16 protein-coding genes are annotated in these 11,517 nt (G+C 26.2%); 7 read left to right on the plus strand and 9 right to left on the minus strand.

From position 1 onward, the window contains the following. Positions 1-6 precede the first annotated feature (6 nt). Positions 7-1,140, plus strand: a complete 1,134-nt coding sequence (locus X275_RS07160; protein WP_047268174.1) for a glycosyltransferase — start codon at positions 7-9, stop codon at positions 1,138-1,140. Positions 1,141-1,166: 26 nt separating this feature from the next. Here the strand turns inward: X275_RS07160 and X275_RS07165 are convergent, their stop codons facing one another. From X275_RS07165 to rpsF, 8 genes are all read right to left on the minus strand, one after another. Next, the gene (locus tag X275_RS07165) at positions 1,167-1,679 is read right to left on the minus strand and encodes a hypothetical protein (protein WP_047268175.1); all 513 of its coding nucleotides are present in this window, start codon (positions 1,677-1,679) and stop codon (positions 1,167-1,169) included. A 4-nt stretch (positions 1,680-1,683) separates the two neighbouring features. After that, on the minus strand, positions 1,684-2,613 hold the full coding sequence (locus tag X275_RS07170) for an SPFH domain-containing protein (protein WP_047268176.1): 930 nt from the start codon (positions 2,611-2,613) through the stop codon (positions 1,684-1,686). Positions 2,614-2,627: 14 nt separating this feature from the next. Next, positions 2,628-3,056 carry an NfeD family protein gene (locus X275_RS07175; protein WP_047268177.1) on the minus strand — a complete coding sequence of 143 codons (429 nt, stop codon included), beginning with the start codon at positions 3,054-3,056 and terminating at the stop codon, positions 2,628-2,630. Positions 3,057-3,082: 26 nt separating this feature from the next. Further along, complete coding sequence (locus tag X275_RS07180) at positions 3,083-3,913, minus strand: MBL fold metallo-hydrolase (protein ID WP_084825136.1); 831 nt, start codon at positions 3,911-3,913, stop codon at positions 3,083-3,085. Positions 3,914-3,940: 27 nt separating this feature from the next. Then, positions 3,941-4,390, minus strand: coding sequence for a 50S ribosomal protein L9 (gene rplI / locus X275_RS07185; protein WP_047268178.1), 450 nt, complete (start codon positions 4,388-4,390; stop codon positions 3,941-3,943). 87 nt (positions 4,391-4,477) lie between these two features. Further along, positions 4,478-4,705, minus strand: coding sequence for a 30S ribosomal protein S18 (gene rpsR, locus X275_RS07190; RefSeq protein WP_047265092.1), 228 nt, complete (start codon positions 4,703-4,705; stop codon positions 4,478-4,480). 12 nt (positions 4,706-4,717) lie between these two features. Then, a complete protein-coding gene (locus X275_RS07195; protein ID WP_047268179.1) occupies positions 4,718-5,224 on the minus strand; it encodes a single-stranded DNA-binding protein in 507 nt (168 codons plus the stop codon). Positions 5,225-5,237: 13 nt separating this feature from the next. Beyond that, a complete protein-coding gene (rpsF, locus tag X275_RS07200; protein WP_047268180.1) occupies positions 5,238-5,624 on the minus strand; it encodes a 30S ribosomal protein S6 in 387 nt (128 codons plus the stop codon). A gap of 184 nt (positions 5,625-5,808) precedes the next feature. Here rpsF and X275_RS07205 point away from each other — a divergent pair, with 184 nt between their 5' ends. The 6 genes from X275_RS07205 (at position 5,809) to X275_RS07230 (ending at position 10,627) form a co-directional block, all read left to right on the plus strand. Continuing rightward, a complete protein-coding gene (locus X275_RS07205; protein ID WP_047268181.1) occupies positions 5,809-6,375 on the plus strand; it encodes a 3'-5' exonuclease in 567 nt (188 codons plus the stop codon). Position 6,376: 1 nt separating this feature from the next. Continuing rightward, positions 6,377-7,657 carry a PhoH family protein gene (locus X275_RS07210; RefSeq protein WP_047268182.1) on the plus strand — a complete coding sequence of 427 codons (1,281 nt, stop codon included), beginning with the start codon at positions 6,377-6,379 and terminating at the stop codon, positions 7,655-7,657. 68 nt (positions 7,658-7,725) lie between these two features. Next, on the plus strand, positions 7,726-7,971 hold the full coding sequence (locus X275_RS07215) for a DUF4911 domain-containing protein (RefSeq protein WP_231580366.1): 246 nt from the start codon (positions 7,726-7,728) through the stop codon (positions 7,969-7,971). Then, a complete protein-coding gene (locus X275_RS07220) occupies positions 7,946-9,007 on the plus strand; it encodes a YqeG family HAD IIIA-type phosphatase (RefSeq protein ID WP_047268184.1) in 1,062 nt (353 codons plus the stop codon). The genes X275_RS07215 and X275_RS07220 overlap by 26 nt, the downstream gene beginning before the upstream one ends. 43 nt (positions 9,008-9,050) lie before the next feature. After that, a complete protein-coding gene (locus X275_RS07225; RefSeq protein WP_047268215.1) occupies positions 9,051-9,473 on the plus strand; it encodes a secondary thiamine-phosphate synthase enzyme YjbQ in 423 nt (140 codons plus the stop codon). 14 nt (positions 9,474-9,487) lie between these two features. Next, entirely contained in the window at positions 9,488-10,627 is a 1,140-nt protein-coding gene (locus tag X275_RS07230) for a family 1 glycosylhydrolase (protein WP_047268185.1), read from the plus strand. Between the two features lie 50 nt (positions 10,628-10,677). Here the strand turns inward: X275_RS07230 and X275_RS07235 are convergent, their stop codons facing one another. Further along, positions 10,678-11,187 carry a ferritin gene (locus tag X275_RS07235; protein WP_047268186.1) on the minus strand — a complete coding sequence of 170 codons (510 nt, stop codon included), beginning with the start codon at positions 11,185-11,187 and terminating at the stop codon, positions 10,678-10,680. Positions 11,188-11,517: the final 330 nt, after the last annotated feature.

Raw genomic sequence — 11,517 nt, forward strand, 5'->3', positions numbered from 1 at the left:
GAAAAAATGGATATTTTATTTTTTTCTATAGTTTTTTCAATGATATTTCAATTAATGGGTAAATATTTAAATCTATATAGAACTTTTATTAGTAAAAAAAATATTTTAAACACAGTTGGTAATAATTTAAAAATATCTATCATTATACCTACTTTTAACGAAGAAAAAGTTATAAAAAAAAATATTGAAAGTCTTGAAAAAAATACGTATAAAAATTTTGAAATTATAGTATTAGATGATAATTCTAAAGATAGTACGTATAAAATACTTCAAGAATTAGAGAAAAAATATAGTAATTTGAAAATTTTTAAAAAAATAGGGAAAAAGGGAAAACCGCAGTCTATTAATGAGGCATATAAATATATATCTGGAGATATCGTATTATTTTTAGATGCGGATACAATTGTAGATGAAGATTTTTTAGAAGAACATGTAAAATATTTTTATAATAATAAAATAAATATGATATATGTGGATTTTGAAGCATATAATCATAAAGAAAAAATAATATATGATTATCAGGAAATATATTTTGAATTCAGCAGAAATATTTTATATTCAAATTTGTTTTCAAAAGCTGTTTTTATGGGAAATGGTGTTTTTATAAGGAAAGTAATATTGGATAAAGTTCTCCCACTTGACGAAGAAACGTTAGTGGATGATGTTCATCTGGCAATAAAGTTAAATCAAATGAAAATTAATCAAATTTTTGTTATATCTCCAAAAACAAAAATACAATATGTAACTAATTTTAAAGATTTATTTTATCAACATAAAAGATGGTATATTGGCGGTATTGAAGAACTAATAAAAGCATTAAAATATAAAGATTTTAATATTATATTTATAAATATATTGGTAGGAATGTTATTATTTTTTCCTCTAATATCAATTTTGGTATTTTTAAAAAATATAAAATTAGGTTTTTATTTATTAAAAAATTTTATTGTAATTATATGGGGAATAAGTTTAGGAAGTGCATTTTTATCATTTAAAAAAAATAATAATATTATTAGACTTATCATCAATATTTTTATCACAACACCATTTATGCTTATTTTCGAATACATAGTTTTATTAAATTCATTTTTAAACCTATTTAAAAAAGAAAAAAAATGGTATAAAGTGGAAAGGGAATAATAAAAAACGGCCAGATTTGGCCGTTTTTATGTTCTTGAAATTTTTCCAAAATTAGTAGCTTTTACTATCCCTGCTCCTATTAAAAATATTAAAACATATAAAAACTCATCGAAGTTATTTTTGAAATTAAGCCAAAATGGAATTTTATTCACCAATAAAACCAGCGCTATAGAAAAGGAAAAACCTTCTAAACCACGTAATAAAATCCTTTTCATTAAAAATTTATAAAAATATGTTTCTCTTGTATAGCCAAATGAAAGAATCATTGATCTAAATCTGCTATCAAATTTATCCTTTGCAGTCAAATAGGATCTTACATAAAATAAAATCAAAATTATAAATAGCAAAAAATTGGCAAATTTTATATATTCTATGCTTAATATTTTCACAAATAGTATCAATGCTATGAAATTATAAATATTCATTAGTTCAAATATATAAGGGAATTTTTTATTTGTAATAATATAATATTGAGCTATAAAAAATGCTAAAAAAGAAGCTATAAAACATTCAAATATCAAATACCAAAGATAAAACATTAAATTATTTCTCCTTCCTTTCATTCTTATCAATCATATCTTCTTTAATAGATTTTGCTTCAACTAAAGTTGCTACAGATCCTAAAACGCCTATAATATCATATGGAATAAACATTTTTGATGCCTTTCCATTTGCCATTTCTTTTAAGGCTTCTAAATATTTAACTCTTAATAAATCCTGAGTAGGTTTTCCTTCATGAATTGCATTAAACACATTGATAATTGCATGAGCTTGACCTTCTGCTTCAACCTCGTATTTATACTTCTGAGCTTCTGCTACCCTTTTAACAGATTCTGCTTGTCCCTCAGCTTTTAAAATAGCAGATCTTTTATCCCCTTCAGCTCTTAAAATGGCGGCCTGTTTATATCCTTCGGCTTCTAAAATAGATGCCCTTTTCATTCTTTCAGCTTTCATCTGCTTGCTCATAGCCTCCATTATATCATTAGGAGGATCTATTTTTTTTATCTCTACTCTTGTAACCTTTACTCCCCATTTATCTGTTGCTTCATCTAATACTTCTCTTAATTTTGTGTTAATCATTTCTCTTGAAGTTAATGTTTGATCAAGTTCTAATTCTCCGATTACATTTCTTAAATTTGTTTGGGCTAATTTTATAGCAGCAATTTCGAAATTACTTACATTATATATAACTCTAAAAGCTTCTGTTACTTCATAATAGATCACTGCATCAACAGTAACAATAACATTATCTTTGGTAATAACTTCCTGCGGTGGAACATCTATTACTCTTTCTCTCATATCTACTTTGATCATTCTATCTAAAAATGGAATAATAAATTGTAGTCCTGACTGAGCTTCTCTATGAAATTTACCTAATCTTTCAATTAACCCTTTTTCATATGGCCTAATAATTTTTAAACTTGTAGCTGCTAAGAAAATCACAAAAATAGTAATAATTCCCACTAAATACATAGTTTCCCCCCTCTTTACAGTATTTTCTTTACAATTAACATATTTGATTCTCTCTTTAATACTATCACTTTATCTCCTTTTTTTACTTCACCTTCTTCAGAGTATGCGCTCCATTGTTCACTAAAGACTTTAACTATTCCAGAATTATTTTTGTCAAAATCAGAAAGAGCCAGTCCAGTTTTTCCTATTAATTCATCTAAATGAAAATTTTTATTTTGCAAAGGATTGATCCACTTTTTTACAATTTTTCTTGAAAATAACCATAATATAGTAGAAAATATTATGAATATAACTGAGTTAATTATTTTGTTTGAAATGAATAGTCCGAAAATGGCGGTAATAAATGAACTTAAACCAAACCAAAAGAAGAAAAAAGTTGGTGTGATAATTTCAAGCACAATGAATATTATTCCTAATATTATCCAGAATTGCCATTCAACCATAATCCCTCCCCCTTTTTTGTGTGAAATTATATAATAGAAATTTCTTCTGGATGAACTATAAAAACTTTAATATCTTTAAACTCTTCAGATAATTCTGTTTTAACTTTATTTATTAATCTATTATATCTGCTAGAAACGTGGTATAATATAACTCTTTTTGGGTGTATGAAATTCAGTAATTCTTTTATTTCATTTAAAGATGTATGATTTCTAATTTTTCTATCTGACTCTTTTATAAAAGTACATTCATGAACTAAAGTATCTGAATCACCAATAATATCTGGTGAAATAGGCAAAGAATCCCCACTAATTGTTAAAATTTTTTTTATGTAATTTCCCAGTATATGATCTTTTCCGAATTTATCTATTAATTCCTTTATATTTTCCCCGCTTAAATTGGAATAAATGGATTTTAATTTTTTTCTTTTTTCTAATATTTGAAAACCTAATGATTTTTCTCCGGGTGTATGGCGTGTTTTAAAAGCTTTTAAAAATCTATTATTTTTTAGTTCTACAACATCTCCATGTTCTAAAGGTTTTGTGATTAGTTTAAATCGTAGATATTTATTCATACTTTTTATGAAATTTAAATATTCTTCAATATTTTTTGAGCCTTTTGGATAATATATTTCAAGATTTTTTTCACGGCTTCCCATTGCATTATTACGGGTATTTATGAATCCCCATAAACCGGCTATATGATCAACATGAGAATGTGAAATAAAAATTTTTTCTATGCTATAAATCTTGTTTCCCAATGATGCGCTTATACCTTCTCCGACATCGAATAACAATCTATCTGGTTTATAGTAAATCCATGTGCTGTATAAAGCTTTTGAACGAATTATAAATTCCAAAATATTCACCATCCATTATTTAAATCATTATTCTAAAGGTTCAACCTTTAATTTTATATCTCCTTTAACTCCTTCAGGTAATTTAATTTTCAAAGTATATAAACCAATTTCTTTAATATTAACTTTTTCAGTGAACCATCTTTTATCAAAATCTATATTTGTAGATTCTTTTATTAATTTTGCTATATCATTCGCAGTAATAGAACCAAACAATTTACCATTAGAACCGGATTTTATCTTGATTTTATAAACTCTTTCCTGTAACTGCTTTAATAATTTTTCGTTTTTTTCTTTCCTTTTTTGTTTTACTTCATTTTTTATTTCCTGAATTTTTTTAACGTGTTTTATTTCTCCTTCTTTAGCTTCAACGGCTAATTTTCGAGGAATTAAATAGTTTCTACCATAGCCATCAGAAACTTTTACAATCTCACCTTTTTTACCAACTTTAGCAACATCTTTTAATAACATAACTTTCATTTTATCAACCTCCAATTTCCTCTAATTGTAAGTATATCATAAATTTTTTAAATTTTTTAATAGAAAAAAAGGAGGCTATGCCTCCTATTAATCATTTATGAAAGGTAATAATGCCATTTGCCTTGCCCTTTTTATCGCGGTTTTAACCATTCTCTGGTGTTTAGAGCAATTACCGTTTAATCTTTTAGGAATAATCTTTCCTTTCTCGTTTATAAAATCTTTTAATAAATCTGTATTTTTATAATCTATATATTCAACTTTCATTGAACACAATTTACATTTTTTTACTCTTCTTGGTCTTCTATTAAATGCCACTATATTCACCTCCTAAAAATTTGGTGGGGTATCATCATCCATACTATCATCATCGATAGGAAAAAATTCAGGAAATTTCTCATCTGAGAATTCTCCGATATCATCAGAAACTTCATCAATAGTCGGCTCAATCACTTCTATTTTTGAATTGTTCTCAAAATTATCTGTTATATAAGCATCTCTACTGGCTTTTGATTCCATAAATTGTATATTTGTTGCTGAAACTTCTGTTCTTTCTCTATAATTATTGTTTTGGTCTCTCCAGCTATTAACCCTTAAAGCACCTTCAACAAGGATCAAAACCCCTTTTTTTAAATAATTTTCAGCAAATTCAGCTTTTTTCCCAAATACAACAATTCTGATAAAATCAGTCTTTTGACCATTAAAATCGTTATTCCAATTCGGACGGTCAACAGCTAAAGTAAAATTAGCAACTTTATCACCTGAAGTAGTCATACGTACTTCCGGATCACGAGTTAATCGACCAACTAATATAACCCTATTAAATGAATAACTCATAATTTCATCCCTATCATTCTTCAGAGTTTACTGGTTCTTCAACAACAACTTCTTTATTTTCTTCGGCTTTTTTCTGTTTGATTTTTTCAGCTTTTTCTAAATCTTCTCTTCTAAAAACTTGCCATCTGAAAGTGTTCTGGCTGTTAATTCTAAACAAGCCATCCAATACATTAACTTTGTCAGGAGTAGCCTTAAATATTCCCCAAGTATAATCTCCTTCTGTATATCCTTGATGGGTTCTATAAGCTAATTTTCTCATACCCCATCTTTCCCAATGTTGAATTTCTCCACCTACTTTTTCTTCAATCCAGTTTTTAACCTTTTCAATTTCGTTGTTTCTGTTTTCTTCAGATAATTCTGGAGAAACAATAAACATCACTTCATAAATCCTTTCCTTCATTACTACACCTCCTCGGACAATTTTGGCCCCTAAATAAGAGCGGAATTTTCACTATAGTATTATACCAGAAAAATAGATTATCTGAAAAAAATTAACCTAATGTTATTCAAATTAATAACTATTTGAAACTAAAATTGAATCTTTTGAAAAATTATGCTATACTTAAAATGTAGGAGGTATTAATATGTATAATCTTGAAACACAAGTTTTTGTTTCATTTGATCTGGAAACTACTGGGTTAAAACCAGATTTAGGAGACAGAATTATCGAAATAGCAGCTATTCCTATATATAATGGTAAAATAAAAAGGAAATATGAGTTTCATACATTAGTTAATCCTAAAATAAAAATACCTGTCGAAGGTTCTCAATTTCATAAATTAAATAATAAAGATATAGAAAACGCACCAACAATTATGGAAATTTTTCCTAAATTTAAAGAGTATATTTCAAATACAGTACTTGTATCACATAATGCGAAAATGGATATGTTATTTTTAGACGTAGCTGCTAAAGAAAGTGGAATATTACCAGTTGAAAATTATTATATAGATACATTAGAAATAGCCAAAGCATTATTAGAAAAAGGTCCATACTCATTAGAATCTTTATCAAAAAGGTTTCATATTTATATAGGTAAATCTCATAGGGCATATGAAGATGCATTAATGACAGCAAAACTGTTTTTAGTTTTTATTAATAATTTTGGTTTAAAAAGTTTAGGGGATTTTATAAAAAAATGGAGGGGATAATATGGTAAAAAATTATGTATTAGACACTAATGTTTTAATTCATGATCCAAAAGCAATGTTTAATTTTGAAGACAATAATGTCATTATACCATTTCCAGTAATAGAGGAAATAGATAATCTTAAAACACGTGGTGAGCGAACAGGTGCTGCAGCGAGAGAAGTTAATAGAATTTTAGACAATTTAAGAAAAGAAGGTAGTTTGCAGAAAGGAATAAAATTAGAAAATGGTGGAATGCTAAAAATAACAACTTTAGAAGAAAATGGAATAAAAATCCCTCATTATTTAGGAAAAAAAATGGATGATTGGATATTATTATATGCACTGAAGTTAAAAAAAGAAAGTAATATACCGACTTATTTGGTTACTAAAGATTTAAATTTAAGAATAAAAGCTGAAGCTCTTGGGATTGAAGCACAGGATTATTTGACAGATCGTATTGAATACAAAAATTATTTTACAGGATTTGTTGAACTTAAAGTTGATAAAAAAATTATTGAAAAAGAAAAGATTAATTATAATTTATTAAATTTAAATGAAAAACCATATCCAAATACGTATTTTGATTTAAATGATGGAAATTATTACAGATATTCAGAAAAAGAGAAAGCTTTAATAAAATTGGATATATCATATTTTACAGAAATATTTGGAATTAATCCAAGAAATAGAGAACAAATATTTGCATTTGATGCATTATTTAATGATGAAATACCCTTGGTAACTCTTGTTGGTAGTGCGGGGACAGGTAAGACATTGCTTGCATTAGCAATAGGGCTTAGCAAAGTTTTAGATGAAAAAAAATATAAAAAATTATTAGTATCAAAACCAATAGTTCCAGTTGGAAAAGATATTGGCTATTTGCCAGGTTCTGTCCAAGAAAAAATGAGACCCTGGTTACAACCTATATATGATAATTTAGATTTTTTATTTCAGGGAAAAGGAAAAAAACCTGATGAATATTTAGAAAAAAGAGAAATATTAGAAATAGAAGTATTATCTTATATAAGAGGAAGATCCATTCCAGAACAATATATGATAATAGATGAGGCGCAAAATCTCACACCGCATGAAATAAAAACAATTATAACAAGAGTTGGGGAAAATACAAAAATAATATTAACTGGAGATCCTTTTCAAATAGATAATCCTTATTTGGGTTTTTCATCCAATGGTTTAATTTATGTTTCTTCTAAATTTAAAAATTCAGATTTAGCAGCGCATATATATTTGTTAAAAGGTGAGAGATCAGAGTTAGCAACTAAAGCCGCAGAGCTTTTGTAAAAAATATGTAAGATATATAATGTAAAATATAAAAACAAAAAATGTTTTACATATTTGGAGGTGCTGAAGTGAAAACAGATGTGAAAGAATATGATATATATGTAAAAGTAAAACGAGAAGATATACATTTAGTTACATATTTGCTTGAATCAGTTGATAATTTAATGAATGTGAGAAATGTAATTGAAAATAATCTAATGAAAATAATAAGTCCAAAGGATACATTGGATGAATCTTTGAAATTAATAAATTCATTAAAAGAAATGGCAGATTTGGAGGTTGTAAGGGTTGAACCCAACAACGGAGAAGTTTAAAAAAAATATTTATAATATTATACCAGTTCCATACGAACATCATCCAACTATTTTTGATATAGATTATTTGAAATTAAAAAAATTAGGATTTAATACTTTGCTATTTGATTATGATTTTACATTAGCCCCATGGAAACAGCCTATAGATAATAAGACAGTTGATCTTTTTAAAAAATTATATGAAATGGGATTTAAAATTGCAGTTGTATCTAATGGACCAGAAAAAAGAATCAAAAATGTAAAAGAAAAAATGAGAGAAAAAGTTAAAATATATTGGAAAATGAAAAAACCATTTTCCGAAAAAATAAAAAAAGTATTGGAAGATTTAGATTCTCGTCCAAAAAATACTGTTTTAATAGGGGATCTGTTTTTTACAGATATTTTGGTAGGAAATAAAAATGGATTATATACAATATTAGTTAATCCATACACTTATGAAATAGATTCCTTTTATAAAAAAATAGCTGCAATAGTCTCGAAATCTTTATACTTCATTTTTTTCTATACATTTGGATGGTTGTTTAGAGTTATGGATTTAGCTGTCCCTAATGAATTTGCTGAAACTATTTTTGATATAGATTACAAAAAATTAAAGCAAAAGGATTATAAATTATTAATATTCGATTTTGATAATACTTTAACTACATGGCGCTCTGAAAAATTACCAGATGATATTATTGAATTATTTGGCGAATTGTCTAAAGATTTTAAAATCATGATAGCATCAAATGGTAAAGAATATAGATTTGATAATATAAAAAAGCAGTTAGAAATGTATAACATAAAAGTTATGGGTTATTCGTTAAAACCGCTTCCCTTTAGGATAAAGAAAAGAGTTCAAGAATTTAATATTGAATCGACACATGTAGTTTTAATAGGTGATCAGCTATTTACAGATATTATTGCTGGTAATAAAAATGGTTTTTACACGATAAAAGTAGAACCAATATCTTCAAGAGAAAGGTTTTTTACTAAAATTTTGAGATTTTTTGAAAAGATAAGTATAAAAACAATGCGAGAAAAACCAAAATTTTAGGAGGGGGAGAATGTCAATAGATAAAGAAGTATACGGTAGCAAGATGAAAAGTGTAACGAAATATTTATGGTTTAATACTGAAAAAAGTATTGATATAATATATTTAACAGATGAAGTAAAAAAGTTTGTTAGTGAGTCTAATATTATAGATGGGTATGTTCTTGTTTCGGCTATGCATTTAACAGCTGCTGTGTATATAAATGATTATGAGTCAGGATTAATTGAAGATATAAAAGAATGGCTGGAAAAGTTAGCGCCACAGAATTATCCTTATAAACATCATAGAACTGGAGAAATAAATGGACATGCGCATTTAAAAAATCTAATAATGCACCATCAGGTTATAGTTCCAATTACGGATGGAGAATTGGATCTTGGTCCATGGCAGGAAATTTTTTATGCAGAATTTGATGGTAAAAGACGAAAAAGGGTTATATTAAAAGCATTTGGGATAATAAAATCATAAAATGGGTGATTAAAGTGGAAAGCAATATTACTTTTCCTAAAGGATTTTTGTGGGGGAATACAATTTCTTCATATCAAATTGAAAAAATGAATGATAAAACTAATTGGGATTTATGGCAAAAGAAAGGCCATATAAGAGATGGGACTAGTTTATCTATTTTAAATAATATGAATATAAATTTATTTAATGAAATATTAGAGGTCTCAAAAGTTGCCGGATATAACTCTCTCTCTTTTTCTTTTGAATGGGCAAAAATATATCCTGAAATGAATTTTATTAATTATAAAAAGCTTGAAAGTTATAAAAATTTTATTATAAAATTGAAAAAAAATAAAATTGAACCTATCGTTATTTTAAATTATTACACATTACCAATATGGTTTGAAGAAAAAGGCGGGTTTAGTAAAGAAAAAAACTTTAAATTTTTTATTGAATATGTTGAAAATATATTAAACTATATAGGGGATATAGTCGATTACTATATAACTTTTTTTGAACCTGATAAATATATAAAAAAGACATTTGAAGAAAAAAGTTTTCCGCATTCAAAAAATAATGACACAGAAAAAAAAGATAAAATTATAAAAAATTTTTATGATTTACATAAAGATATATATTTTTTAATAAAGAAAAAGAATAAATATTCTAAAATCTCTTTTACAAAAAATATTACATATGATGAGTTCGATTTTAGAAAAAATAATTTATTGAAATACTTGGATTTTATATCTATTAGTTATGATGGAAATAGTGTTTATGATACTTCTAAACCAGTTCAAAAAGATGATATTGGAAAGAATATAAATTCAGATGTAATTTTAGAATATTTATTGAAAATAAAATCTTTAGATAAACCTATTCTAATATTATCAACAGGGATTGCTGATGAAAATGATATATACAGAGCGACTTTTTTAATTAAAATATTAACTAATATATATAAAGCATTAAGAAAAGATGTAAAAGTTTTTGGATTTCATCATAAAACAATTTTTGATTTATTTGAATGGGAATATGGTTTTTCTGCTAAATATGGATTATATGAACTTGATTATGAAAATTCTAAAATTCATATAAGATCAAGTGGAAAAATATATTCTAATATTATCAATAATAATGGAATCCCGTCTTATTTGGAAAAATATACTCAATAAAAGTATTATTAAAAATAATAAAAGCAGGCTTTAGCCTGCTTTTATTATTTTTAATTTTCACTTGGAATTTGGAAAGTTCTTGAAGATAATTCTCTATCTAACATAAATAATGCATTAGGATTATTTTTTATTAGCTCTAATTTAGCAATTATTTCTTCATCATTAGCTTCTTCTTCGACCTGTTCGTCTATGTACCATTGTAAGAAATTAAATGTGGCTCTATCATGCTCTTTTTCAGCTAAATCCACAAGGTCATTGATGCATTTAGTAATATGTTTTTCATGCTCTAAAGTTTCTTTAAAAACATCAAGGGGTGAATTCCATTCGTGTTTTGGTTTTTGTATCTCAAAAAGTTCTACACTTCCACCTCTTTCCAATAAATATCTATACATTTTCATAGCATGAAAAGTCTCTTCTTGATATTGAACGTTCATCCAGTTAGCAAAACCTTTTAAACCTTTCCTTTCAAAATATGCAGCCATGGATAAATATAAATAAGCGGAGAACAGTTCTTCATTTATTTGCTTATTTAAAGCTTCTTCCATATTTTTTGATATCATAAAATCCCCTCCTTGTAATTTTTGTTATATTATAATTATACCATTTTTATATTAAGAAAGCAAAATCACGTTTAAGTTAATAGAATGTTAATAATACAAACTTAGTTGACATGAAAAGTATTTTATGATATAATTGTAAAAATTTAGATTGTGAAAAAACAGGAGGAAATAGTATGAAAAATTTATATACAATAATTAATAGCAATTCAAATATAATATTAAGACATCATTCAAGGTGTGGCCTCGTGCTGACACCTTGAGTTGTCGTATTTGCTCAAGGAAAATCAGAGGCCACACCATATAAGGTGTGGCTTTTTTTTATATAAAATC

The organism is Marinitoga sp. 1197, from assembly GCF_001021165.1.
Lineage (GTDB): Bacteria > Thermotogota > Thermotogae > Petrotogales > Petrotogaceae > Marinitoga.

Excerpts from the sequence above, each read along its gene's own strand:
- X275_RS07160 (WP_047268174.1), top strand. The coding sequence starts at position 7 with ATGGATATTTTATTTTTTTCTATAGTTTTTTCAATGATATTTCAATTA.
- X275_RS07165 (WP_047268175.1), bottom strand. The coding sequence starts at position 1,679 with ATGTTTTATCTTTGGTATTTGATATTTGAATGTTTTATAGCTTCTTTT.
- X275_RS07170 (WP_047268176.1), bottom strand. The coding sequence starts at position 2,613 with ATGTATTTAGTGGGAATTATTACTATTTTTGTGATTTTCTTAGCAGCT.
- X275_RS07175 (WP_047268177.1), bottom strand. The coding sequence starts at position 3,056 with ATGGTTGAATGGCAATTCTGGATAATATTAGGAATAATATTCATTGTG.
- rplI (WP_047268178.1), bottom strand. The coding sequence starts at position 4,390 with ATGAAAGTTATGTTATTAAAAGATGTTGCTAAAGTTGGTAAAAAAGGT.
- X275_RS07195 (WP_047268179.1), bottom strand. The coding sequence starts at position 5,224 with ATGAGTTATTCATTTAATAGGGTTATATTAGTTGGTCGATTAACTCGT.
- rpsF (WP_047268180.1), bottom strand. The coding sequence starts at position 5,624 with ATGAAGGAAAGGATTTATGAAGTGATGTTTATTGTTTCTCCAGAATTA.
- X275_RS07205 (WP_047268181.1), top strand. The coding sequence starts at position 5,809 with ATGTATAATCTTGAAACACAAGTTTTTGTTTCATTTGATCTGGAAACT.
- X275_RS07210 (WP_047268182.1), top strand. The coding sequence starts at position 6,377 with ATGGTAAAAAATTATGTATTAGACACTAATGTTTTAATTCATGATCCA.
- X275_RS07225 (WP_047268215.1), top strand. The coding sequence starts at position 9,051 with ATGAAAAGTGTAACGAAATATTTATGGTTTAATACTGAAAAAAGTATT.
- X275_RS07235 (WP_047268186.1), bottom strand. The coding sequence starts at position 11,187 with ATGATATCAAAAAATATGGAAGAAGCTTTAAATAAGCAAATAAATGAA.